Raw genomic sequence first — 24,136 nt, forward strand, 5'->3', positions numbered from 1 at the left:
GCAAAGATGCCGCCCAGCACGCGCATTTGAGCCCTGTGAGAATTATTTTAGTCATTGGCGCTTCGCTAAAATCTCAGCAGAGATTTCTCTGCCAAGTTTTCTGCAGTCAGCTCTGTTAAACTACCCGCCTCCCTAGCGCGATGAGACACTATGAGTTTAGCCAGCCTGATTGATGAATTAAATCCTCAACAACGACAAGCCGCCATTACCGAAACCCAGCACAGTCTGGTCTTGGCCGGCGCAGGCTGCGGCAAAACCAAAACCATCGTAGCGCGGGCTGCCTACCTGATTGATCAAGGTGTGCCAGCCAACAAAATTCAAATTTTAACCTTTACCCGCCGCGCCGCCAGTGAAATTGTGGCGCGGGTAGAGCTGGCCTTAGGCGACCAAGCCAAGGGCCTGCGCGCATCCACCTTTCACACCTTCTGCATGTACCTGCTGCGCCGGATTCCAAATGCCTTTGGCTTAGAGCAGTTTTCGATTATTGACCGTGATGATCAGATGATGCTGTTCCGCCTGATCCGCGGCAAAGACGACAAAAAAAATCCGAATCAGCTGCCGAAACCAAAAGAACTCTGCGACCTGTATTCTTTTGCGCGCAACACCCGCCAGAAACTCAGCCTGGCTTTAGAAAAGCAGCTGCCGGAATTTTTGGACATGAAAGATGAAATTGCCGAGATCATGAAAGAATATGAAAAGCGCAAGCGCGACCGCAGCTTTCTGGACTATGACGATATTTTGGCGGTGGTGGCCTCGGCTTTGGCGCAGTCCGAGGGCTTAGTCGATTATGTGTCTTCAATTTGCCAGCACATGCTGGTGGATGAAATGCAGGACACTAATCCTTTGCAGTGGGCGCTGCTGGAACCGCTCAAAGACAAAGTGCATTTGTTCTGCGTGGGGGATGATGCGCAGTCGATTTATGGCTTCCGCGGCGCAGATTTTGAAAATATCCACCATTTTAAAGAGCGCGTGCCGAATGCACAGATCTTTAAACTGGAAAAGAATTACCGCTCAACGCAGGAAATTTTAGACCTGTCGAACTGGCTGCTGGATCAAAGTCCAATCAAATATGATAAGCGTTTAGAAGCTTACCGCGGCGATGGCACCAAGCCGAAAATGCATATCTTTCCCAATGAATTTGATGAAGCCAAATGGATTGCGGTGGATATTAAAGAGCGCCATTATCTGGAAGGCGCGAAATGGAAGGACCACATGGTGCTGGTGCGTTCCAGCTTTGCCGCGCGCCATATTGAAGCCGCCTGCATTGCCGGCAATGTCCCTTACCGCTTTATTGGCGGCATGAAGCTGCTGGAAACCGCGCATGTGAAAGATCTGCTCAGCCTGCTGCGCGTGGTGGCGAATCCGCTGGACGATATTGCATGGATGCGCTTTCTGACGCTGTGGAATGGCGTGGGTGATGTAGGCGCGAGCAAGCTGTCGCATCAGCTGCTGCAGGAACCGGAAATGGACGCGATTGGGCAGAAACTGGAAAAATTCGGCAAAGTGCCAGATCAGGCCATTCTGATGATGAAGCAGATGATGGTGATCCGCCACGAAGTGAAAGAATGCGTCAGCCTTGCGATTCAGGCCATAGAAGAACAGCTGGCTGAAAACTATAAAAAAGACTGGCACCGCCGCCAAGGCGATTTTGAACTGGTGAAGCAGCTGGCGTCCAAGCATGGCCAGTTGGCTGAATTCCTTGAAGAATACGTGCTGGATCCAGTGTCGATCAGCGAGATTGAGCGCCAGTCCGAAGATGATGTGGTCACGCTGATTACCATCCATTCCGCCAAGGGAACCGAGCAGAAAGTCTGCTACGTGGCCAATGTCTCTGCAGGGCAGTATCCGCATGCGCGCGCGCAGGGAAATTTTGATGACGTGGAAGAAGAACGGCGCGTACTGTATGTCGCGCTGACCCGTGCGCAGAACGAGCTGATTTTAACCAAGCAGAATTTAAATATGTGGGCGCGCGATACGGTCGATGAGCAGGGCCGTACAGTGCAAAGCTATTTCCTGAATGATTTAACCCGCAATTTATGCACTTCTGAGACGCATTACAGGCCGCGTGAACAAACCGTGAAAAGCGCTTTAATTGAACGCAAGTCGATTAATTTAGATTTTGGCATCGATCTCGATTAAAATAGTCCTTTGACGTGATTTTGCACGCAAGTTCAAAAAGCAAAAAATAGGCAAATGCTTTTTGATGATGCAGCCTATTTGGAAAAATGAATGAATATTTTAGTACGTAACTTAGAGCGCTCAATTACAGAGGCTGAATTGGCGGAGCTGTTTAAGCCATTTGGCAAAGTGGAATCTGCTGTGGTTGTGATGGACAAGGAAACGGGTAAATCTAAAGGGTTCGGCTTTGTTGAAATGCCGAATGGCCGGGAAGCGATCAAAGCGATTAAGGGCTTGAACACGCTTAAAGTGAAAGGCATGGGCATCCGCGTGAAAGCCGCGGACGATAAGCCGAACGCGTAAATTAAAAAGGAGCAGTCACTGCTCCTTTTTTATGCAGGCATTCATTCACACAGCATTTGCTGCTCGCAGGCCGGACATTATGTTGAAACTGAAGTCATGACATCAGCATACTTGGCGCTGTCTATTGTTGCCCCGAACGGCACGCGTATTGCACAAGGCATTAAAACACTGGAGGTCCGATCATGGACTCCTGAGCAGCTGCCGTTAAAAGATGTCGTCATTGTCGAAAATCAGCACTATTTGAAGCGTGATGGCGATGAAGAGCAAGGCTTGGCTGTCGCGATTGCGGATATTATTGATGCGCATCCCTGGCGCAAGGATGAGTTTGTGGCGGCTTGCGCAAGCTATTGGGCTGAAGGCTATTCTGCGTGGGTGCTGGACAATGTCCGGCCCATTGATCCGCCAATAGCCGTGCCCGCTAAGCGTAAAATCTATTTAATTGACATCGATCATCCGTAATATTTATTGTGAATTGCAGAATATTGCGATTAAGCTAAAGAGCAGACTCAAAGCCAAAATTTAGGAAATTGAACCATGTCCCGCGTTGCCCGTTTTCATGCTGACCGCACCAATCAGAAACTGTATTTTGCCCGCCTTGCCTGCCAGCAGGCTGAGCAGGTTGACCATGTTCAGCAAGCGCAGGCATTGCGTGAATCGGCTGTCTTTCATCTGCAGGGCGCTGTTTTGGCGTTCTTGCAGGAGCTGGTGCGCTATTACCGCCTGAATGATGCTGCGCCGACGCTCAAATCCATTGAAGAGCATATGGCCGCCAAAGGCCAGGTGTCTCCTGAAGTCACCGTCATGCAGCAGTTGGCGCAGCGGGGCTTTATCGCTGAATTGAAGCGCGCATACCGGATGTGCCAGTATGCGCCGGAACCGACGGCGCCGGAACCGGAAGATGAAACCTCTTCTAATCTCATCATTAAAGTTACGCAAACACCGCAAGCGTGGCTGCCGGATACGAAAATTCTGCGCGAATGGCATCGTGAATTGACTCAGTTGATAGACGGCTTCAGAAACGAGATGGTTGAATTCTAATCCGATGCTTGGCGCTTGAATTTCAATAATCGGTCCCGATATATATTAGTCTAAGCAATGCAAGGCGCTTGTGCCTTTGCCACCATGTTGCACATGGAGGAACTATGTCTATAGAACAATTGAAAGAATTATTTGGAAATCAGGAAGCGGTTTTGGAACTGGTTCAGCTGGAAGGCGGTGAATTGGCATTGCGTAATGCTGGGTCTGACAAAGAGCCCTTGGTCACAATTCATTTTAATGAAGAAGTGAAAGCATTATTGGGGGAGGAAACTCCTGTGGTTGCGCAGCATATGATTCAGGCAGCCTTGTTCAGTCTGCTGGAAAAACAAGTCAATGAATGGCAAGCTGAAGTCGTGGATGAAAAACCGCAGTTTATGAGTTGATGATTTTAAAGAATTTTGAAAAAACGCGCCTTTGGCGCGTTTTTTATTATGGGTGAACAAGAGAGGTTCAGCGTTAAGCGCCGCTGATGTGCGCAGGCGAAATAAACATTGACCCTAAAAAAACAATCAAAATACCGATCAGCTGCAAGAAAAATGGATTCTTGGCATCTTGCCAGTACAAAATTAAAAATACGATGGATATTGGCGAAAACAGCAGGCAGCCCAGTCCCCATAAAATGCTGTTTTTAAAGGCGGCAATTAAAAAGCCAATGGAACCGATCAGAATAACGGCAAACCCCAGATACATAATGAACATTTTTTTCTCTCTTGAGTGCACTGAATATGCTGTATTTTTTTATTGATTGTATTGAATTATAAAATAAATTCAATGTTACGCATTTTATGTGAATGAATTCAGATGCTGTGGGCTGGCAGGCTGCCAGTCGCCAATCTCAGATAAAAAAATAAGGCTGATGCTTAACAGCACAGCCTTATTGGTAGCGCATATTAAAGGATTAATGCGTTGGCGCTTCATGATGCGCAATCTGAATTTGGTTCAAAATATGATTGCTCATATTCTTCGCCATTTCTTCTTTGGCAAAATAGACTTCGCCAATATTTTCCCTGCGGATCACTTCAGCTTCTTCCTTGCTTTCTGCACACACCAAAACTTGAATTTGGGGATTTAAGGTTTTGGCAATATCGACAATTTTATGGATGTCTAAAATATCCATAGGGGACAGCACCAGCAAGCGGGCATGCTGAATATGCGCCTGAATGAGCACACTCGGCTCAGTCGCCATGCCGCACACGGCAGCGATGCCTTTTTCCCGCAGGTTTTCGACAATTTCCCGGTTTTCTTCCGCAATCACCACTTTAATGCTCTCTTCCATGAGGCTGCGGGTAATGCGGCGGCCAACTTCACCATGGCCGACAATCACCACCTGATCGCGCAGGTAGTCCTGTGAGACCTCATCTGGAAGCATGGCTAATGGGTCACCGCTGCGTTCCAGCAAGCGGGCCAAATTCGAGCGCTCACGGATCCATTTCTGAATTGGTTCGACGGCTGAAAATACAAAAGAGTTCAGTGTGATTGAAATCAGCGCGCCAGCTAAAATCAAATTTTGCCCATCAATCGACAGTAAATTCAGCGAAACCCCGAGCGCCGCTAAAATGAAGGAGAACTCGCCAATTTGCGCCAGGCTTGCGCCGACGGTCAGCGCAGTATTGATCGGATAGCGGAAAAACAGCACCAATGCCATGGCCGCGATGGTTTTGCCTATCATAATGATGGCAACGACCGCCAGGACATGCAGCGGCTGCTCGATCAAAATGCGCGGATCAAACAGCATGCCGACAGAAACAAAGAACAAAATGGCAAAAATTTCACGCAAAGGCAGGGTTTCTTCTTCTGCGCGATGGCTGAAGTCAGACTCTTTCACCACCATGCCCGCAAAGAATGCGCCCAAAGCCATGGATACGCCGAAAATTTTGTATGCGCCAAAGGCAATCGACACTGCGGCGGCGACCACGGTCAGCGTAAACAGCTCGCGTGAACCTAAGCGCGCGACAATCTGCATAATCATCGGTACGAGGCGTTTGCCGATAATCAGCATAAAGGCAATAAAGCCGGCGACTTTCAGCAGCGTCGTGCCGAGTGTCAGCCAGATATTGTCATCGCTGCCGGCGCCTTCCAGCGCCTGTCCGCCTAAAAGCACAGCCGTTGCGGGCAGAAGCACTAAAGCTAAAACCATCACCAAGTCTTCAACCAGCAGCCAGCCGACAGCAATTTTGCCGTTGACGGAATTCAATAGCCCCCGGTCGCCTAAAGCTTTCAGTAAGACCACAGTGCTGGCGCAGGATAAGCTCAGGCCAAAAACCAGCGCGGAGCCGAAACTCCAGCCCCACATCATGGACACGCCCATTCCCAGCAGCGTGGCGACGGCAATTTGCAGGATTGCGCCCGGCAGGGCAATCCTGCGGACTTGCATCAAATCATTTAAAGAAAAATGCATGCCGACGCCAAACATCAAAAACATTACGCCGAGTTCAGCCAGCTGATTGGCAAGATGAATGTCTGCTTCAATCCCTGGGGTATTCGGGCTGATAATGATGCCGGCGATTAAATAGCCGATCAGGGGAGGAAGCCGCAAACGGGCGGCGCCATAGCCAAAAACTAAAGCCAAGCCAAAGCCGACGGCAAGCAATATTATGAGTTCTACATCATGAGGCACTAAAAACTCCTTAAGCCAAAGTTAAGGGCAATCAAAATAAGCACAAAAAATGCCAAAATATAAGAAAGTGTAGCAAGCGGAACAAAAAGAATGCAAAAAAAAACGGCCTGAATAGGCCGTTTTTTTCAAGAAGCTAAAATTATTTAATTTTAGCTTCTTTGAAGATTACGTGTTGACGGATTTTTGGATCAAATTTTTTGATTTCCATTTTTTCCGGCATAGTACGTTTGTTCTTAGTTGTGGTATAGAAATAACCTGTACCAGCAGTAGAAACTAGGCGAATTTTATCACGCATGGTTCAGACTCCTTAGATCTTTTGACCTTGAGCACGCAGGTCAGCAACAACCTTCTCAATGCCCAATTTGTCGATAATACGCATACCTTTTGTAGTTAGACGAAGACGTACGAAACGTTTTTCGCTTTCTAACCAGAAACGGTGGTGATGCAGGTTCGGCTCGAACCGGCGTTTGGTTTTGTTATTGGCGTGCGAGACGTTGTTGCCAACGACTGGACGCTTGCCGGTAACTTGGCAAACCTTAGACATGGTGAACTCCATTGCTAGACAGCACCGATTGTGCGGCTAGTTATTAAGTAAACGGATGAAATCATTCAAGGGGCGTTTTATACCAAAAATGCGCTTAAAAGACAAGCGATTTTCATTAAAACTAGGCATGAACCCGTGCGATAGGTCATGCCTTGATCATTTAGCGAAGAAGGGTCTTTGAAATCAACTTGTGAATTGGCTTGTTAAACGGCGGAAGAATGAATTTCAAGCTGTATAACTTGGGATTCGACATCACTGACCGTTCATGCGACAAACTGAAGAAACCTTCTGGACCATGATATTTCCCCATGCCAGATGCACCAACGCCACCAAATGGTAAATCGTCTTGCGTGACATGGGTCAAAACCGTGTTTTGTCCGAAATGCCCTGAATGAGTACGCTGTGCGACATAATCTGCACGCGCCTGATCAAAGTCGAAGTAGTATAAAGCAAGTGGACGCGGACGGCTATTAATAAACTCAATAACATCGTCTATTTGATCATATTCCATGATTGGAAGGATCGGCCCGAAGATTTCATGCTGCATGATCTGCATATCCGGACGGATGCCTGTCAGCAGCGTTGGCGCAATTTTGCGCACAGCGGCCATATCTTCATGCTGAGGATTAACTTCAATGATCTGCGCGCCCTGTTCGCGGGCATCATCTAAATAGCTTTGCAGGCGGTTATACTGCTTATCATTAATAATCGAGGTATAGTCCTGATTGTCAGCAAAGCGCGGGTACATGCTTTCAGCGCAAGCTTTAAAGCGGTCTATAAATTCTGCAGTTTTGCCGCGCGGCAAAAACAGGTAATCTGGCGCGACGCAGGTTTGGCCCGCATTCCACAGTTTCCCGACAGCCAAGCGTTCGGCAACATCCTGCAAGTCAATGGATGGATGCACCAGAACCGGCGATTTTCCGCCCAGTTCCAAAATCACCGGAACCAGATTTTCAGAAGCGGCCGCCATCACGGTTTTGCCGACATTGGTTGAACCGGTGAAAATCATTTTGTCAAACGCCAGATGGCTGAATGCATCTGAAATGGCGCCGCCGCCATTCACAACAGCAACCAGTTCGAGCGGGAATGCCTCAGCCAAGGCTTTTTCCAGCACTGCGCCAAAGGCGGCCGATGAGCTGGAAATTTTAATCATGGCGTGGTTGCCGGCAGCCAAAGCGCAAATCAATGGGCCGATAGACAGCAGCAAAGGATAGTTCCACGGTGTGATAATGCCGACAACGCCCAGAGGCTGATACTGCACCCATGCTTTTGCAGGCTGATGAATAATGCCGACATGGCGTTTGGATGGCTTCATCCAGCCAGTTAAATGCTTGCTGTAATATTTGATGTGTTCCAGGCAGGTCAGCAGTTCACCAATTTTAGTTTCACTGATGGAGCGGTTACCGTAATCTTGATTAATTGCTTCAGCAAATTGATCTTGGTACTTAACTAAGATACGCTTAAGCCTTGCTAAACGGTCAATGCGCTCTTTTGCTGTTGGCAGAGGGTAGCGCAAATAAGCGTGCTTTTGCTGTTCCAGCACTTCATTCAAGTGCTGAATTTCAAATGAATGTGGTGTCATGGAAGTTGTTTTTGTTTGACTGTTCATACCGCGCTGCCATTTTTAAATAAGCGATTAAATTATTTTTAGAGTAAATGCTCTAAATAGTCAAGTTACTTTATGTGTTCGTTATATAACACATTGAACTCATGGTTATTTTAGGATGTCCCAGACTAAGACGCTGAAAACAAAAGAACGTATTTTGCAGCTCAGCCTGCTGCTGTTTAATGAGCGCGGCGAGCGTTCTGTTACGACCAATCATATTGCAGCTGAATTGGGGATGAGCCCTGGGAATCTGTATTATCATTTTCGAAATAAAAGCGAAATTATCAAAGAGCTGATGGAGCAGTACCAAAAGGAAACTTTGGAAATGCTCGCGCTGCCGGATGACCGCCCGCTGGATGCCAATGACAAAATCCGTTATTTTCAAGTCCTGAGCAGCCAGCTGTGGGCTTACCGCTTTTTGCACCGCGACGTCTATCATTTGGTGGAAAATAATGTTGATTTCCGCAAGATGTATCCGCGCTTTGCCGGCCAGGTGATGCAGCAGGGCCAGAAAATTTACAGAGCTTTCGTTGAAGCCGGCCTCATGGAAATGACGGATTCTGAAATTGAAGCCTTGGTTATTAACTTGTGGATTGTGCTGACCAACTGGACCAACTTTCTGTATATGTCGGGCCATATTACCGATTCCAATCATTTGGAAGAAAAATGGGTCTGGCAGGCGCTGCGTCAGATGGTGTTTTTGGAAGGCGCCTATTTGCGCGGTGAAAGCCGTCAAACGTATGAGCATTTGCTGGAAACGATGGGGGAGTCAGAACTGTTTGCCAGCCTGTCTTCACATAAATCATCGGAGAGCGAATAAGCTTTTTTTCAGCAGGCTGAACTTCCTGCATTCGCAAAATACTGCTCCTAAAAAGGGGCGGTATTTTTTATGCCTTGGGCATTCGGACGCAGAAAGACAGGCTGTGCCGAATTTATGACTAAAGGCATTTAGGCCGGCAGCTGAAATGAATGTTTTGCAGCTCCTATTTAGTCTGGCTCTAAAACGGGTTAGAATACTCGGCTTATTTTTTATTAATTATATTTAGCGATACACATCAAAATGAATATGTCGACTGCAAATACTGCACGCTTGCTCATTACCTGCGAAGATAAGCCGGGTATTGTGCAAGCTGTATCGAGCTTTTTGTATCATCATGGAGCAAATATTACCGCACTTGATCAATACGCGACTGAAGCTCAGGGCGGGCGCTATTTCATGCGTGTTGAGTTCGAATTAGACAGTCTGCAAAGCCGCAAAGACAATTTGCTGCAGACCTTTGAAAATAATGTCGCTGCCCGTTACGCCATGCACTGGCGCTTAGCGCTGGTCAGTGATGTGAAAAAAGTCGGCATTTTAGTCTCTAAAGTGGACCATGCGCTGCTTGAGCTGTTATGGCGTCATTCGCGCGGCGGCCTGCCATGCGAAATTACCAAAGTGGTCTCTAACCATGAAACGCTGCGTGAAGCGGTAGAAAACTTCGGCATTCCCTTTGAAGTTGTGCCCGTGACCAAAGAAAATAAGCGCGAAGCCTATGCGCAAATTGATGACATGATGCAAGGCAATGACTTGCTGGTTTTAGCGCGCTACATGCAGATTCTGGATGAAGAGTTTGTGCGCAAATGGGAAATGAAAATCATCAATATTCACCATTCATTCCTGCCGGCTTTTGTGGGCGCGAACCCCTATAAGCAGGCGCATGAGAAAGGCGTGAAACTGATTGGCGCAACAGCGCATTATGTGACTGCAGAGCTGGACCAAGGTCCAATCATTGAACAGGATGTAGAGCGCGTCAGCCATGACTTTACGGTTGAGCAGCTGCGGGAACTGGGTCAGGACGTTGAACGCAATGTCTTGGCGCGCGCTGTGAAATGGCATTTGGAAGACCGCATCATTGTCGATGGCAATAAAACAGTCGTATTCCAATAAGGCATTGAATTTTGGATTGAAAAAGGCATACTCAAAGTATGCCTTTTTTTATGGCGCAATGTGCATTCGAAAAAGCCATAAAAATAGGCAAATTAATAGTTGCAAATGAAAACACTTCTCATTTATCATTGTGCCACTTTATTGCGCTATCCAATGAGCTGAATTGCAAATTGGAATGCACAGCGCACTGCTTCTTCAAGGTAACTGATTTTAATGAGTCAATCTTCTGCTCCCATGATGCCAGCTCCGAATCCAATGAAAAAGAAAGTGATTACTGCACTGGCAGCGGTCGTGATTGGACATGCCGGTGTACTGTGGGGGGTCAGCCATATGAAGACTCCTGAACTTAAGCCTGTCGAAAAAGACCCGATTCAAGTCCGTTTCGTCAAATTGGAAGAAGCGCCTAAGCCATTGCCTCCGAAGCCGAAGCCGCCGGAACCGAAGAAAGAGCCGCCGAAGCCGAAAGAGGTCAAAATCGTAGACAAGCCTTTGCCGCCGCCTAAAAAAGTGGAAAAAGTGCAGCAGGTGAAAAAAGCGGATGCGCCAAAACCGGCAGTTAAGCCAGTAGAAACGCCTAAGCCAAGTCCAGTGGTATCCGCAACAGTTTCAGAAACTAAACGCCCTGTGCCAGAGCCGGCGCCTGTAGTGAAATCTGCGCCGCCAGTTCCGCCGGCGCCTGCAGCCCCGCCAGCGTCTAAAAGCGTCTCACTGGGCGGCGGCGTATCTTGGCTGAAAGCGCCAAGCGTGCGGTTTTCCCCAGGCGAGCTGAAATCATCATGCTCAATGATGGTGGCGATCTCAGCCAATGAAGATGGTAAAGTGATTGCAGTAACGGCGAAGAATTCCAGCTGCGGCGCAGCAGTGGACCGTAAAGTAACGGCTGCTGTAAAACGCGCGCAGCTGACCAAATATATTGAAAATGGGGTGGCCTATCCAACAAAAGTGGAACAGCCATTTGATTTTCAGCTTAAATAACCGGCTAACCCTTTAGGAGTTCGAGTATGAACTTTTCAGTTTATTGGCAGCATGCCGATGCAGTCAGCAAAACACTGTATTTTGTCCTGCTGGCGATGTCGATTGTGACGTGGACTATTTTTGCCTTGCGCATTATGGGCACGCGCCAATTGAAGCAAGTGGCGTATAACCGCCTTTCAGATGCAGTGAATGCATTAAAAGCGAAATTGTCGCCATTGAGCTTTGAACAGCGTAAAGCTGTGGCTGAGCAGGCGCTGCTGCGTCAAATTGCAGCTGAAAAAGCCAATGCTGAAAAAGGCATATCTGTTCTCGGAACAATTGCGTCATTAGCGCCGTTTGTGGGCTTGTTCGGCACCGTATGGGGCATTTTCCATGCCTTGGTTGCCGTAGGCAAGAGCGGCCAGGCCGGCTTAGCGCAAGTAGCTACACCGGTCGGTGAAGCGCTGATTATGACTGGCTTGGGTTTGGCTGTAGCGATTCCAGCGGTATTGGCTTACAACATTGCAGTGCGCTTTAACCGCACGCTGACCAATGAATTGCAAGACCAAGCGCATGGCTTGCTGATTGATACCATGCTGCAGCAGGAATCTGCAAAAAAAGCTGAAGTGAAAGCAGTTCAGGAAGGTTTAGTTGGAGGTCAAGCTTAATGGCTTTTCAATTGGGTGAAGACAACGATGCAGGCATGAATGAGATGAACCTCATTCCGCTCATCGATATTATGCTGGTATTGATGATCATCTTTTTGGTGACAGCGACCGTTGCCAACCCATCAATTCCATTAACCTTGCCAAAAACCACTGCGGATATTGTGGATTTGCCGCCGCAAAAGGTGCAAGTCAGCATCAATGCGAACGGTGATGTCGCTTGGGATGATCAGGTGATTACACTGGCAGAGCTGGAACAGCGCTTTGCAGAAGCGGGTAAAGCGCCGCGTCAGCCGACAGTGATTTTAAAAGCAGACAAAGAAGCACGCTATGACACTGTAGCGCAAGTGATGTCCCGCGCGAGCGAAGCCGGCCTCAGCGATATTGCATTTGCAACAGATAATTGATTGATTCAGAAATAAAAAAAGTGGCCATTGAGCCACTTTTTTTTATTTCTTAATATGACAGGCCGCTTATTCCTCTTTCAGCAAGTCTTGGAACTTGCTGCGCAGCTTCATCAGTTTCGGCGGAATGGCAAAATTGCAGTAGCCTTGTGATGGATTGCGGGCAAAGAAATTCTGATGATAGTCTTCAGCAGGATAGAAAACCGGTGCAGGGCTCAGCTCTGTGACAATGTTCAAGCCGTCCGCTTTCAGGGCATCTATCCTCTGCCGCGCCTGCACGCGCTGCTCTTCATTCAAATAATAAATTACGGAGCGGTACTGCGTGCCGACATCATTGCCTTGGCGGTTGAGCGTGGTTGGATCATGGGTTGCAAAGAAGACATCCAGCAGCTGCGTGAAGCTGATCTGGGCTTCATCATAGTCAATCATAATCACTTCGGCATGCTGGGTATCGCCATTGCAGATCTGTTCATAGGTCGGCTGCTGAACGTGTCCGCCCGCATAGCCGCTGGTGACAGCGCTGACGCCTTTCAGCTGCAGGAACACAGCTTCCGTGCACCAGAAACAGCCGCCGCCAAATAATGCATGCTGCATAATCATTTCCTATCTTAATATTAATGAATATATAAGGGCATTTTGTTCAGCTGCAATGCTGGCTGCATGCCGGGCAAAGAAAAAGCCTGCATAAGCAGGCTTTGATTCGGATCAGCGGGGCTGCACTGCGCTTTCAAACTGAATCAGCAGGTTGCCGTGGCGGTCCAGCAGTTTCAATGTTTTGCCAAACACTTGGTAATGCGTCACTTTAGACAGCGCTTCATTGTATTTCTGGTCAATATTGCCGTTGTTGATGCATGCCATGCGGGTGCTTGCCAGCTGGCTGAGCAGCAGCGTGTCATTGCCAGCCGTGTACGCGCCCATAATGCGGTTGCAGCCGTCAGAGCCTGAAACACGCTTAGAGGCTTCATCAAACTGAATGCTTGGAATATTTCGGGCATTCGGCGCTGTTTTAATGGCAGTGCCGCCAATTTGTGTAGCGATCCATGTTTTATTTTGCAGAAGCTGCAGATTTTCGGTCATATGCGGAGAAGTCTGCATGCTTTCACATCCAGTAAAGGCGGCCGCTGAACCGAGCGCCGCCACTAAAAGAAGATTTTTTAACATTATGGGATTCTCTTGTTTTAAGTAGGCATAGTTGTATATAAACAAATATTTAGTTAAAGCTCCAGCCGTATTTGTATCTTTATTTTAATTTGGCATTCAGCGCTTATTCTGCTGGATGCGGTAAGCCTTTGCGGATCAAATATGAGTAATCTGCACTGCTGATGTGCTGATATCCGCTGACTCGAGGATTGATATGCGCGCGCTGATACCATGTATGCAGATCCCATTGCGGTGAAATGGCATGCAAATCGTAAAGATAATTGGGCAGATAGCCGGAAGCGAGTAAGCGGTAATCGGCAGGGAGCTCTTGCGGCGACACCGCCTGTACCATATCAAAGACCAGCGTTGTGCAGTTGCTGGTTAAGGTATTGTACCATTTCGGATGTTTGGCCAGCTCGTCTGCCTTATGCAGATACTCTTCAAAAAGCGCCATGCGTGCAGCTTTGGGCATATTCACTGGGAAAAAGTAGACCTGCTCACCGCGGATATTGCTGCGGGTATAAATCAGATCCTTTTCATCTGAGGCAACTAGGCTGAGTTCGTATTTACGGAAAAAACCGCCAATGGCAGAAAATTTCTCATCTTTTTCTTTGCGGATTTCGATCGAGAACGTCAGCGTCCGGCTATTGGCAAAATCAAAACTGACCAAGGTGTGGGCAATTTTGGGCCCCATCCAGTACGAGGTAATGATGTTGACCCCAGTAATCTGATTCAGGTCAAATTGGCGGGTTTCCCAGTGCTCTGTGTAGCTGCCGTCAGGATGCCAGTCGAAATTGCGGACATTATGCAGGGTAATGAGATCGCCCTGCTGTTCATAATGCAGCATTTTAGCCACTTCAGGCGCCCATTCCCGGTCTTGCTGAGCCTCCAGCCCAAAATACCAAAGCAGGCTGCACAGAAAGCCTAAAATATAAATGATAGCGTCTTTTTTGCGGCTGAAAAAAGGCTGGGCGGCGTAGAGGCCAAGGATGCTGAGCGCAAAGGCAATCCAAGCGCCAATCAGTATTCGGCTCCAAAGCCAGCTGAGGGGCTCTTGAATCCACAGCGCCATGCACAGCCAAATGGAAGACAGAATCACAAATAAGCTGAAGAGGGCGTGCAGTGCGCCGACTCCCAAAGCCCTGATGAATTCTGTTTTGCCAATGTTGTGCATATTCAGCTGTTTCTAATGAATTATTGTTTATTTTCGGTAGGTTGCAAACTCAAATGCAATCCCTGTTTTGTCGTCAATATGCTGCTCTGCCTGAACTTTTTTAAAGCTGTCCGGAATTTCAGGATAGTGCGCATCGCCCTGCACATCCAGTTCGACATGCGTTAATTCCAAACGGTCTGCAATATCAAGGGTTTGCTTGAAAATTTCACCGCCGCCGATAATAAAAATGCTTTTCGGTTTTTCCGAGGCTTTGACATCTTGCGCAGACAGGGCTAACGCTTCTTCAATGCTGTGCGCCACTTTTGCGCCTGCATAAGACCAGTCCGCATCGCGGGTAATCACCCAGTTCACACGCTTTGGCAGCGTGCGGCCCATCGACTCTAAAGTCTTGCGGCCCATAACCACTACACCGCCTTGGGTGATTTCTTTAAAATGCTTCAGGTCTGCTGAAATGTGCCAAGGCAGGTCATTGCCTTTGCCAATGCAATGCTGCTGATCCATAGCGACGACGTGTACAACTTCTAAATTTTGGAACGCCATAGCGCAGTACTCAAAAACGGTAAAAATTGCCTCTATTAAAATGCAAAATCCCGCTTTTCGCAAAGCGGGATTTTATTTTTTTGGCAATGCGGTGTAATTAAACAGCTACAGGCGCTTTAATGCCGGGATGTGATTCATAACCTGCAATTTCAATATCTTCAAATTTAAAATCGAACAGGTCGTGAATTTCAGGATTCAATTTCAATTGGCACAGCGCCATCGGTTCACGGCTGAGCTGCAGCTTGGCCTGTTCAAAATGGTTGGTGTATAAATGCGTATCGCCGCCTGTCCAGACAAAATCACCGACGCCCAGGCCGCAGACCTGCGCAATCATATGCGTCAGCAGGGCATAGCTGGCAATATTGAACGGTACGCCGAGGAACACATCTGCGCTGCGCTGATACAGCTGGCAAGACAATTTGCCATTCTGCACAAAAAATTGGAATAAGGTGTGGCAGGGCGGCAAGGCCACGTTCCCGGCTTCATTCGGGTTCCAGCCGGAAACAATTAAGCGGCGGGAATTGGGATTGGCTTTAATTTCATTGACCAGCCACTGAATCTGGTCAAAACCGTCTTGATTGAATGAGCCGTCTGCATTTTTGGTTGCGCCGAAATTACGCCATTGATGGCCGTAAACAGGCCCTAATTCGCCTTCGGGGCGGCCAAAGCGCGCGGTTTGCTCTGCTGTAGACCATTCATCCCAAATCGTAACTTTATTGTCCTGCAAATATTTAACATGGGTGTCTCCTTTTAGAAACCACAGCAGTTCAATCGCAATAGAGCGGAAGTGGACTTTTTTGGTGGTGAGCAAAGGAAAGCCTTTGGAAAGGTCAAAGCGCATTTGGTGACCAAATACAGAGCGGGTTCCCGTACCGGTACGGTCACCTTTGTCACCGCCGTTGTCAAGAATGTGCTGTAAAAGGTCTAAATATTGGCGCATATCACTCTCATGAAAATTGTTTTGCTGGCCGCACATATTAGCTGTTTTTGGCTGCAGATAAAACTGTTAAGCATTGTCAATCGAGCGTCAGCGGATTTGGCTGCATGCATAAAATAGGGCTTGCCTATACAGCGGGCTTACCGGATGCAGCAAATAACAGGTTGCAAAAAATTCGCCTTGCCAAGACGTTTCAAAGAATGGATTACATTTATATAAAGAAGTTTTAAGTTTGGTTTTTTAGTATCTAATCCGTCCAAAGCGCTGCTGCCGGAGCGCACGGCAGAACATTCTTTACAGGGAATTAGAGGAACACGCATGCTTGTAGATCTGCATCACACTGAAATTCATCAAACTATTCACTCTGCACCCGTGCAGATCGCACTGCGGAGTCAGAACAGCCATAAATATCCTCCAAGCCGTGTCCGTTTAGATCCCGATGTGATGCAACCCAGCCCAACAGCAAGCTTAAATACAGAGGATAAGGAGGAAAGCTTTACAGGGGATTTTAATTCAGATTCAGACCATGCTTCCGTCATTCACTTAGATAAATTTGTTCAAACGCTGGACAGCATTAAGGCGCATGTCAGCTCAAAACGCTGCGCGCGCAGCATCCGCATGGCGCTGCAAAGTGCTGGCGCCGTGTTTGGCAGCCATCCAGTGGCAGCCTCAGATTGGGGAGACACGCTGACGAAAATTGGCTATAAGCAAATTCAGCCTGAATTTGACAATCCGCAGGAAGGGGATATTTATATTATCCGGCGCACGAACAAGCATGTGTATGGCCATATCGCTGGATTTAGCGGTTCTGAATGGGTCTCTGACTTTAAGCAGAAAAGTTACGATGTGTATAAAGAGACCGGATTAAAGTATGAATATTACCGTTTAGGCTTATGATGCAGCATTTAATTTTCGCCGGCGCAGACGGTAAATTTTCCTGAAAATTGATATAAAAATAAGCATTTGAAGCATCAATGCTGAGTTTGATAAAATTTTATTACATTTTTTCTATGAAATTATTCTCATCTAGGCGTACCATCCCCTACGGTTAAAATATGTAAACGTAATCAATTTTGATTGCAGAGGAGGTTGTTGTAAGAATGGTTTATGATCAAAGCGTGGACATGCAGAACGCGCATAGCCCAGTGAAAGCAGAAATCGTGATCCGTTCACAGCACGGCAAAAATGTTAAGAAAGTGTCTGATCAAGCCTCTAGCCGCAATGCCAAGCCGAAAAGCGTGTTTGGCGCGAATAACGGCCAGCGTATTGATATTGATAAGTTTGCACAGCGGTTGCGTGGCGTTACTGCGCAAACCAGCAGTCAGAAATGCGCGAAGAGCGTGCGCCTGGCTTTGGAGTCAGCGGGCGCCAAATTTAACAGCCACCCAGTGGCGGCTGCGGATTGGGGCGGCACTTTAAGAAAAATCGGCTACCAAAAAATCAATCAGGCTTTTGACCGTCCGCAAAAAGGCGATATTTATATCATTGACCGTACGCATAATCATGTCTATGGGCATATTGCCGCGTATAACGGCTCAAATTGGGTATCCGATTTCCAGCAGCGCACACATGCCGTGTATAAGGACCCCAATGTGCATTATGAATACTACCGTTTAGGCCAGTAAGGCTCCGCGCTTGCAGCGCGCTGGCAAAATAAAAAGACTTAAAAACCGCGCCGCGCTATTCAAAGCGTTTGGCGCGGTTTTCGTAGATAGAGACTAAAAATAGGCCAATGGCGCAAAAGCCGATGCACTGCAGAATCTGCATCAGCATCTCTGTCCAGCTGCCGGTTCTTGGCAGGCAGGAAAACAAAAGGATCAGCAGCAGATAGGGAATTTTTTGCGCGAAATGCCGCCATTTCTGTATGCCCGTGCCGGCTTTCACTGGCATCGCGCTGTACAGCACATGCATCAGCAAGCCAATGCCGAGGCTGATGCCGGTAAATGCGGGGCTAAGCTTGAAAATCTGGCTGCTGAAGGTGATGATCAGGCAGGCGGCGATGACGGCAATCAATTTCATTTGCCGCGTGCAGCGTTCGGAATACCAGAAATCCAGCATTACTCTGCGTCATTCTTGGGCTGATGCTGATTCAGCAGCGCCAGCGGTGAAAATATGCAGATCGACAGCGCCATAAAGCCGATGCCTTGCGCCCCAGGTATTAAAATTTCGCCTTCTTGCATATGCATGAAAATCAGCGCCAGCAGCAAGGCAATGGGAATCCACGTCAGCAGGCGGTACAGCAGTCCTGTCGGTTTGCTATAGGCGAAATGGATTTTGCAGTAGCGGCAAATCAGGAAAATAATGCCCGTGCCCAGAAACATTAAAATGGCGTCCGGTTTCAGCGGCTCCATCCAATACAGCGCCGCTGTAGCCGCAGCAATCACGGCAAAGATCATTATTTTTTTCAGGACAGAAATTTTAGGATTGAACCAAAACTCAAGCATGCGCGTCGCGGTCTGTAATTTGAATGCTGAAACTGTAGCACAGAACAGCGGGAAAAATGCAGTGCAAAAAAAGCGGGGCATTTGCCCCGCGTCAATTTCGCATTCATCTTTATGCGGTTGTTGGCATCAGCTGTTTTTGAGCGGGCCCCAGTCGTAAATTTTTTTCTGATAGGCGTACCACATCATCCACAGGCCAATCAGAATCATCGGCACAGTGAGGAATTGGCCCTTGCTCATCCAGCCGATAAACAGCAGGCCATTGTCGGGTTCACGGAAGAATTCCACCACAAAGCGCGCAATGCCGTAGCCGATTAAGAACAGGGCAGACACTGCATAGCGCGGGCGCGGTTTCGAGCTGAACCACCACAGCACAATAAATAAAATCAAGCCTTCGCACAGCGCCTGATAGATTTGCGATGGATGGCGCACCAGCTGCAGCGGGTCGGTCGGGAAAATCATGCCGAATGCAAAGTTGGGGTCCGCCACAGGACGGCCATACAGTTCTCCGCCAATAAAGTTGCCGATCCGGCCAAACATTAAGCCCGTCGGTACGCAGGGCGCAATAAAGTCCAAGGTCTGGAACCAGGTCATCTTGTATTTTTTACACCACAGCAGCATGGCAATCATGACACCCAAGAAGCCGCCGTGGAAACTCATGCCGCCTGTCCAGACTTGGAACAGCCATAAAGGATTGGCCAGGAACTGGTCAAATCCGTAAAAGAACACATAGCCGACACGTCCGCCCACCACGACACCCAGCGCACCGTAGAAAATCAGGTCAGAGACCATCTCCGAGTTCCAGCCGTCGCGCTGCTTGGCGCGGTGAGTGGCGAGGCCCCAAGCAAATAAAAAGGCCAATAAGTACATCAGTCCGTACCAGTGGACTTGCAGCGGCCCCAGCGATACCGCGACGGGGTCAATATTCGGGTAGGTCAGCATTGCTGCTCCTTGTCATTATGTTTTGCACAGATTTTAGCTGAATGTGATGAAAAATGTTGTACATTCAATGTGTAAAGATATCGAGTGACATTTATGTGCATTGTGGCATTTGCTTGGCAAGTCTTGGAAGATACACCGTTATGCCTGATTTCCAACCGTGATGAGTTTTATCAGCGCCCGTCCGCAGCCTTGAAGCAATGGGATGCCAGTCCAATTTTGGCCGGGCAGGACTTGCAGTCTGGCGGCACATGGATGGGGGTGACGAAGGCCGGGCGCTGGGCGATTATCACCAATTTCCGCGACGGTGCTGATAAAAGCGAATATCCCACTTCGCGCGGGCATTTAATTCAAGCCTTTTTGGAATCAGATCAAACGCCTATCCGTTTTGCGCAAGCACTGGAGCAGCGTCAATGCGATTACGCAGGCTTTAATTTATTTATGGGCAATCAGCATCAGGCCGTATATATGAGCAACCGGGGAGAGGCGCCGCAGGTGCTGGCCAAAGGGGTTTATGTAGCATCAAATGGATTAATGACGGAGCATTGGGAAAAGACCAGACATCTGCGCAAGCGGTTTAGCCAAGAGTTTTTGCCGATGCTGCAGCAGGCGCATACGCCAGAAGGCGGTTTAGAGTCTGCAGTCTGGGATATTTTGGAAGATGAGCGCAAAGTCATTCCAGACTTGCTGCCCAATACAGGCATTCATGCAGAGATGGAAGAACTGCTGTCTTCCACATTTATTCAAAGTCCAGTTTACGGCACCCGCTGTTCCAATTTTCTTAGAATGAAAGGCCGGCAGTGGCTGTGGCAGGAAAAGTCACAGCAAGGCACAACACAGGGCGAAGTGGTTTCTGTCCAGCTGGATATCTCATCCTCATAAGCTGGGGATGCGCGGTTCAATGATTTGGATTGGATAAAAAATGCCAGCATGACGCTGGCATTTTTTCGCGGTTTTGGATTGTGTCCAAAAGGCTATTTTGAGAATGCCGGCTTTGTTGCTGACGGCATAATATCGGCCGTGATATAGCCGACAGATGCGGCATAGCCATTGTTGTAGTTGGCTAAAGTGGCCGCTTTAAGGTCTGCAGAAAGGCTGCTCATGTCGCCTGCATGCTGGAAGTTGCTCATGATATAGGTCCAGCCATTAATGGAATCGACGGCATGCAGGCCAGTGGATTCTGCACCGGCAGGCGTCGACAGCAAGCGCACAGGATCTGCTTTGGTATTGACGTTGTAGGCCCAAAGGAAATTGTTAGGATGGTTGCCGCTATCTTCACCAATGAACAGTGTGCGCAGCTGTTCCGAGAACTTTAAGTTGTCCGGGCTGGCAATCTTGTTCGGATTTGCCGTATTGCCCAGCGCGTCCACAGAGATATCTTCGCCTGAAAGCAGCAGTTTGGATTGGTGCGGCACCCAGTCACTGCTGATCGGCATGCCTGCTTGAGTCGATTGGCCGCCTGCCAAATCATGCGCCAAAATGCCGCCGGCTTGAATCTTTGTGAATTTCACATTGTGCGCGGCATTGTAGCTGGAGGTGCCTTCAACCATGGAATCAACAATATTGGCCAAAGCTGAATACGCCACTTTGTCTTTGATATTGACCGTCGTGCCTTCCATCTTGGTAAAGGCCATACTTGCGCCTTTGAGTGCTGCATAACGGTGGGTTTCTAAGAACGCCGCCGCTTTTTCCATGCCTGGCTTTACTTTGACCCACAGCTTTTTCTTCGCCAGCATAATTTCAGTAAATGACGCATCATTTGGATTCACGTTAACGCTTTCCATAATGTCGCTTGGCTGAATATTGCTGACATTCACTAAATCTTCAATTTCTTTGCTGGTTGCATGGCCCAGCTCAATCCACTGGATTTGGCCCGTCGTGTTATTGCTCAATAACGATGTATATTTTGCAACATACAGTGTTCCTGCAGATAAGTCTTTTGCCTGATCGGCAATAAACATGAAGAAGCCGCCATTGGTATAGTCATCGCCCATGATCACCGTGCGGTTATCTGGCATGACATGCACCAGTTCATGAGAAATACGGCCCATGCAGTAGTGTTTGACAATCTTGCCGCTGCCGTCTTTATTCACAATCACTTCCGGCAAGTGGCCATAGTTGTACGGTTTAGCCGCATTGGCATCGCCAAAGAAATTTTTACCCAGACCGCTCGGGCTTGGGCCGCCGATTCCCTGATTGAAGGCATCCGGCTCATATTCCTCACTCGACAAATGCGTATTCCACGGTGACAAGCTTGCGCCGCAGGTAATCCATAAGCCATGCACAGCAGAGGTGTCGACATTGAAGTATTTTTTCAACTCAAGATGGCCTGTGCTTTGGTTCTGATCCAGGGTCAAAATCGCAATCGGCGATGGCAGGTTGCCGTATTCACTGGCGCCCGCTTGGTTCATGCTGGCATATTCAAACTGCACCACATGGAAGACCGGGTTTGCGACGCCATCGACTTTGGCATTCTCCAGCTTGAGTAAAGAGGAGCCATCTGGACAGTCTGAGAAAAATTGACGCGCTGGAAGCGTTGCCGATGAGGTATCCATAATCGGCTGGCCTTTGGCATCAAAATAGCCGCCTGCCACAATTTCACCGCCGCCCCATTTAGGCACTTTAGTGCCCGTTTCAAAGAAGCTCTTATAGCCCAGCTGATATTCGGTACTGGTTGAATCATCCCATTCAATTTTCAGTTTTGAACTCACTGACGTTTTTGCGCGGTCTGCTGTCGCCGTCGGCGCATCCATTTTAATAAAGGTTGCAGACTTTAAGTTGGCTGGCTTTACTGCAGGTGGAATGACGGCATCATCACTGCTGTCGTTGCAGCCCGCCAGCGTTGCTGCTGTGCCCATTGCGCCTAAAGGTAAAAAAGGAATGCCTGCAAACCATTTAAGCAGGTCACGGCGGCTTGGCTGAGTAGAAGTGGCTGTCATAAGAAATCCGTACGTTAATTGTTTTTAAGTCGCTAATGATTCTATGAAGCAGAAATGACAGATTCTTTACACTTTTTAGACAGTTTGACGACAAAGGCTGTTTGCCGAGATCAATAAAAAAGCCCTGAAACTCAGGGCTTTTTGAAAGCGGATGTATTTTTAAGCAGCTCTGTCTTCCGTTTTAGATTTGCGCTTTTCCAGCAGCTTGCCAAGCAGCAGGCCGACTTCAAACAGCATCCACATCGGCACAGCCAGCATGATCATCGAAAGCGCATCGGGCGGCGTAGCAAACATGGCGACAAAGAAACATCCCACCACAATAAAGCGCCGTTTTTCCACCAGGCTTTGTGTGCTGACCGCGCCGATTAAAATCAGCACCAGCGTAATGATGGGGATTTCAAACGTTAAGCCAAACACCAAAAACAGCTTGAGGCAGAAACTGAGATAGCTGTTTATGTCGGTCATCGGCGCAACGGTTTCAGGCGAGACACTGATAAAGAAATGCAAAATTGCCGGCAGGGTAATAAAGTAGGCAAAGGCGATGCCGAGATAAAACAGCGCGATGCTGCCCGCCAATAACGGAATGGCTAAAAAACGCTCTTTTTCATACAGCGCAGGCCGTATAAAAGACCACAGCTGATAAATAATAAAGGGCATCGCCAGCATCAAGGCGACAAATAAATTCAGTTTAAATGGCGCCATAAAGGTGGCGGTGACATCCGTTGCAATCATGGATGATGTTGCAGGCAGCTGCTGCCTAAGCGGGTCTGACAGCAATTGATAGGTATAATTGCGGAACGGCAGCAGGCAGAAAAACAGCGCAATGGTCACGCCGACAATTTTAAAAAGGTATTGGCGCAGCACGATCAGATGCTGCATGACGGGCATTTGCTCCAGCTGTTCAGCTTCTGTTTTGACAGAAACGGCAGGCAGTTCATTCATACAGCAATCTTCAATTTAACAGGGGAAAGTTGAGACTCCTGCATATTCAGCAAATGGGGGAGGTTTTGCTGAATATGGCTGCAGGAATAGGGAAAAAGCGCAGGTGCGCCTAAAGGCTGATAATGACTGTGCGATGCAGCGCTGAATGTCTGCTGCGCTGGCTCGGAGGGCGGGCTGCGCAAGGCATCAATTTGCTGCTGCATGCGCCGTTCCAGTTCGGTCATGCGTTCAATTTCTTTTTGTACTTCTGCTCGAAACTCAGATAAGCGCAGTTCACGGTCCACTTCATTTTGAACACTGCTGATCAGGCGCTTAAATTTGCCATACCACTTGGCTGCAAACCGCGCGCCTTCGGGCAGTTTTTCTGGGCCAAGCACCAGCAGGGCGATAATGGCAAAGCACAGCAGTTCAGTCATTCCAATGTTCAGCATGAATCAGCACTCACATTTAGCTTTTAACGGAGCTTTCAGCGCTTTTGACTTGGGCATCAATGGTGCGCGGTTCTTTTAAGGCCGCTTGTTCAGCGTCTTCATCACGCACCGATTTCTTAAAGTCTTTGACTGCGCCGCCCACATCTTTGCCCAGGTTTTTTAATTTGGATGTGCCAAACAATAAAATCACCACAATTGCAAAAATCAGCACATGCCAAATCGATAGTCCTGCCATGAGATCTTCCTCTATTTATTTTTAGATGATTTCAACAGCTCTGAGTGACACGCATGTGACATCTATGTTGCAGTTTTAAGACAACTGCCTTTGTCCAAGGAAGTAAAGCGTTCTTGGCTTGCCCGCACTAAGGGGAGAGTGTGTTAGCATCTAGCTTTTCTGCCCAATGCAATTGCGATAGC

30 protein-coding genes are annotated in these 24,136 nt (G+C 48.2%); 13 read left to right on the forward strand and 17 right to left on the reverse strand.

Going from position 1 to position 24,136, the window contains the following annotated elements; genetic code table 11:
- Window positions 1–150: 150 nt before the first annotated feature.
- The 5 genes from JZ784_RS11260 (at window position 151) to JZ784_RS11280 (ending at window position 3,902) form a co-directional block, all read left to right on the forward strand.
- Window positions 151–2,139, forward strand: coding sequence for an ATP-dependent helicase (locus JZ784_RS11260; RefSeq protein WP_346314932.1), 1,989 nt, complete (start codon window positions 151–153; stop codon window positions 2,137–2,139).
- Window positions 2,140–2,229: 90 nt separating this feature from the next.
- The gene (locus JZ784_RS11265; RefSeq protein WP_005007281.1) at window positions 2,230–2,481 is read left to right on the forward strand and encodes an RNA-binding protein; all 252 of its coding nucleotides are present in this window, start codon (window positions 2,230–2,232) and stop codon (window positions 2,479–2,481) included.
- Between the two features lie 96 nt (window positions 2,482–2,577).
- Window positions 2,578–2,940 carry an ASCH domain-containing protein gene (locus tag JZ784_RS11270; protein ID WP_346314933.1) on the forward strand — a complete coding sequence of 121 codons (363 nt, stop codon included), beginning with the start codon at window positions 2,578–2,580 and terminating at the stop codon, window positions 2,938–2,940.
- A gap of 75 nt (window positions 2,941–3,015) precedes the next feature.
- Window positions 3,016–3,519 carry a DUF6586 family protein gene (locus JZ784_RS11275; protein ID WP_005007284.1) on the forward strand — a complete coding sequence of 168 codons (504 nt, stop codon included), beginning with the start codon at window positions 3,016–3,018 and terminating at the stop codon, window positions 3,517–3,519.
- A gap of 104 nt (window positions 3,520–3,623) precedes the next feature.
- Entirely contained in the window at window positions 3,624–3,902 is a 279-nt protein-coding gene (locus JZ784_RS11280; RefSeq protein WP_005007287.1) for a hypothetical protein, read from the forward strand.
- Window positions 3,903–3,975: 73 nt separating this feature from the next.
- Here the strand turns inward: JZ784_RS11280 and JZ784_RS11285 are convergent, their stop codons facing one another.
- The 5 genes from JZ784_RS11285 to JZ784_RS11305 all read right to left on the reverse strand — a co-directional run bounded on the left by JZ784_RS11285 (window position 3,976) and on the right by JZ784_RS11305 (window position 8,289).
- Window positions 3,976–4,218 (reverse strand): hypothetical protein, encoded by a 243-nt coding sequence (locus JZ784_RS11285; protein WP_346314934.1) that lies wholly within the window; start codon window positions 4,216–4,218, stop codon window positions 3,976–3,978.
- A gap of 199 nt (window positions 4,219–4,417) precedes the next feature.
- The gene (locus JZ784_RS11290) at window positions 4,418–6,136 is read right to left on the reverse strand and encodes a cation:proton antiporter (protein ID WP_219190160.1); all 1,719 of its coding nucleotides are present in this window, start codon (window positions 6,134–6,136) and stop codon (window positions 4,418–4,420) included.
- A 139-nt stretch (window positions 6,137–6,275) separates the two neighbouring features.
- The gene (gene rpmG / locus JZ784_RS11295; RefSeq protein ID WP_003654787.1) at window positions 6,276–6,431 is read right to left on the reverse strand and encodes a 50S ribosomal protein L33; all 156 of its coding nucleotides are present in this window, start codon (window positions 6,429–6,431) and stop codon (window positions 6,276–6,278) included.
- Between the two features lie 12 nt (window positions 6,432–6,443).
- Window positions 6,444–6,680, reverse strand: coding sequence for a 50S ribosomal protein L28 (rpmB, locus tag JZ784_RS11300; protein ID WP_000048256.1), 237 nt, complete (start codon window positions 6,678–6,680; stop codon window positions 6,444–6,446).
- A 160-nt stretch (window positions 6,681–6,840) separates the two neighbouring features.
- Complete coding sequence (locus tag JZ784_RS11305; protein ID WP_346314935.1) at window positions 6,841–8,289, reverse strand: coniferyl aldehyde dehydrogenase; 1,449 nt, start codon at window positions 8,287–8,289, stop codon at window positions 6,841–6,843.
- Between the two features lie 115 nt (window positions 8,290–8,404).
- On the opposite strand from JZ784_RS11305, the gene JZ784_RS11310 reads away from it, so the two are divergent.
- From JZ784_RS11310 to JZ784_RS11330, 5 genes are all read left to right on the forward strand, one after another.
- The gene (locus tag JZ784_RS11310) at window positions 8,405–9,106 is read left to right on the forward strand and encodes a TetR/AcrR family transcriptional regulator (protein ID WP_346314936.1); all 702 of its coding nucleotides are present in this window, start codon (window positions 8,405–8,407) and stop codon (window positions 9,104–9,106) included.
- Window positions 9,107–9,346: 240 nt separating this feature from the next.
- Window positions 9,347–10,213, forward strand: a complete 867-nt coding sequence (purU, locus tag JZ784_RS11315) for a formyltetrahydrofolate deformylase (protein ID WP_130143725.1) — start codon at window positions 9,347–9,349, stop codon at window positions 10,211–10,213.
- Window positions 10,214–10,426: 213 nt separating this feature from the next.
- Window positions 10,427–11,188: a TonB family protein gene (locus JZ784_RS11320; RefSeq protein WP_346314937.1), complete on the forward strand. Its 762-nt coding sequence runs from the start codon at window positions 10,427–10,429 to the stop codon at window positions 11,186–11,188.
- A 26-nt stretch (window positions 11,189–11,214) separates the two neighbouring features.
- Window positions 11,215–11,835, forward strand: coding sequence for a MotA/TolQ/ExbB proton channel family protein (locus JZ784_RS11325; RefSeq protein ID WP_005007297.1), 621 nt, complete (start codon window positions 11,215–11,217; stop codon window positions 11,833–11,835).
- On the forward strand, window positions 11,835–12,239 hold the full coding sequence (locus JZ784_RS11330) for a biopolymer transporter ExbD (RefSeq protein WP_005007298.1): 405 nt from the start codon (window positions 11,835–11,837) through the stop codon (window positions 12,237–12,239). Before JZ784_RS11325 ends, JZ784_RS11330 begins: the two co-directional genes overlap by 1 nt.
- 66 nt (window positions 12,240–12,305) lie before the next feature.
- Here JZ784_RS11330 and msrA read toward each other — a convergent pair whose 3' ends face one another.
- The 5 genes from msrA to thyA all read right to left on the reverse strand — a co-directional run bounded on the left by msrA (window position 12,306) and on the right by thyA (window position 16,030).
- Window positions 12,306–12,830, reverse strand: a complete 525-nt coding sequence (msrA, locus tag JZ784_RS11335; RefSeq protein ID WP_346314938.1) for a peptide-methionine (S)-S-oxide reductase MsrA — start codon at window positions 12,828–12,830, stop codon at window positions 12,306–12,308.
- 111 nt (window positions 12,831–12,941) lie between these two features.
- Window positions 12,942–13,397: an META domain-containing protein gene (locus tag JZ784_RS11340; RefSeq protein ID WP_005007302.1), complete on the reverse strand. Its 456-nt coding sequence runs from the start codon at window positions 13,395–13,397 to the stop codon at window positions 12,942–12,944.
- A 103-nt stretch (window positions 13,398–13,500) separates the two neighbouring features.
- On the reverse strand, window positions 13,501–14,550 hold the full coding sequence (locus JZ784_RS11345; RefSeq protein ID WP_346314939.1) for a DUF4105 domain-containing protein: 1,050 nt from the start codon (window positions 14,548–14,550) through the stop codon (window positions 13,501–13,503).
- A gap of 27 nt (window positions 14,551–14,577) precedes the next feature.
- A complete protein-coding gene (locus JZ784_RS11350; protein WP_346314940.1) occupies window positions 14,578–15,090 on the reverse strand; it encodes a dihydrofolate reductase in 513 nt (170 codons plus the stop codon).
- Window positions 15,091–15,187: 97 nt separating this feature from the next.
- Window positions 15,188–16,030 (reverse strand): thymidylate synthase, encoded by an 843-nt coding sequence (thyA, locus tag JZ784_RS11355; protein ID WP_346314941.1) that lies wholly within the window; start codon window positions 16,028–16,030, stop codon window positions 15,188–15,190.
- A 315-nt stretch (window positions 16,031–16,345) separates the two neighbouring features.
- Here thyA and JZ784_RS11360 point away from each other — a divergent pair, with 315 nt between their 5' ends.
- Window positions 16,346–16,924 carry a peptidoglycan amidohydrolase family protein gene (locus JZ784_RS11360; protein WP_346314942.1) on the forward strand — a complete coding sequence of 193 codons (579 nt, stop codon included), beginning with the start codon at window positions 16,346–16,348 and terminating at the stop codon, window positions 16,922–16,924.
- 203 nt (window positions 16,925–17,127) lie between these two features.
- On the forward strand, window positions 17,128–17,652 hold the full coding sequence (locus JZ784_RS11365; RefSeq protein WP_219190144.1) for a peptidoglycan amidohydrolase family protein: 525 nt from the start codon (window positions 17,128–17,130) through the stop codon (window positions 17,650–17,652).
- Between the two features lie 55 nt (window positions 17,653–17,707).
- Here the strand turns inward: JZ784_RS11365 and JZ784_RS11370 are convergent, their stop codons facing one another.
- The 3 genes from JZ784_RS11370 to lgt form a co-directional block, all read right to left on the reverse strand.
- Window positions 17,708–18,085 carry a hypothetical protein gene (locus JZ784_RS11370; protein WP_346314943.1) on the reverse strand — a complete coding sequence of 126 codons (378 nt, stop codon included), beginning with the start codon at window positions 18,083–18,085 and terminating at the stop codon, window positions 17,708–17,710.
- On the reverse strand, window positions 18,085–18,471 hold the full coding sequence (locus JZ784_RS11375; protein WP_346314944.1) for a hypothetical protein: 387 nt from the start codon (window positions 18,469–18,471) through the stop codon (window positions 18,085–18,087). Before JZ784_RS11375 ends, JZ784_RS11370 begins: the two co-directional genes overlap by 1 nt.
- A gap of 126 nt (window positions 18,472–18,597) precedes the next feature.
- Window positions 18,598–19,410 (reverse strand): prolipoprotein diacylglyceryl transferase, encoded by an 813-nt coding sequence (lgt, locus tag JZ784_RS11380; protein WP_005007317.1) that lies wholly within the window; start codon window positions 19,408–19,410, stop codon window positions 18,598–18,600.
- Between the two features lie 93 nt (window positions 19,411–19,503).
- Here lgt and JZ784_RS11385 point away from each other — a divergent pair, with 93 nt between their 5' ends.
- Entirely contained in the window at window positions 19,504–20,289 is a 786-nt protein-coding gene (locus JZ784_RS11385) for an NRDE family protein (protein ID WP_346315046.1), read from the forward strand.
- 92 nt (window positions 20,290–20,381) lie between these two features.
- On the opposite strand, the gene JZ784_RS11390 is transcribed toward JZ784_RS11385, so the two are convergent.
- The 4 genes from JZ784_RS11390 to tatA form a co-directional block, all read right to left on the reverse strand.
- The gene (locus JZ784_RS11390) at window positions 20,382–22,346 is read right to left on the reverse strand and encodes an alkaline phosphatase PhoX (protein ID WP_346314945.1); all 1,965 of its coding nucleotides are present in this window, start codon (window positions 22,344–22,346) and stop codon (window positions 20,382–20,384) included.
- A gap of 159 nt (window positions 22,347–22,505) precedes the next feature.
- Window positions 22,506–23,288, reverse strand: coding sequence for a twin-arginine translocase subunit TatC (tatC, locus tag JZ784_RS11395; protein WP_005007323.1), 783 nt, complete (start codon window positions 23,286–23,288; stop codon window positions 22,506–22,508).
- Window positions 23,285–23,719 (reverse strand): Sec-independent protein translocase protein TatB, encoded by a 435-nt coding sequence (gene tatB, locus JZ784_RS11400; RefSeq protein ID WP_005007325.1) that lies wholly within the window; start codon window positions 23,717–23,719, stop codon window positions 23,285–23,287. Before tatB ends, tatC begins: the two co-directional genes overlap by 4 nt.
- Before the next feature lie 16 nt (window positions 23,720–23,735).
- Window positions 23,736–23,954, reverse strand: a complete 219-nt coding sequence (gene tatA, locus JZ784_RS11405) for a Sec-independent protein translocase subunit TatA (RefSeq protein ID WP_005007330.1) — start codon at window positions 23,952–23,954, stop codon at window positions 23,736–23,738.
- Window positions 23,955–24,136: the final 182 nt, after the last annotated feature.

Origin of the sequence: Acinetobacter sp. CWB-B33 (assembly GCF_039655955.1) — a bacterium.
Taxonomy (GTDB): Bacteria; Pseudomonadota; Gammaproteobacteria; order Pseudomonadales; family Moraxellaceae; genus Acinetobacter; species Acinetobacter bouvetii.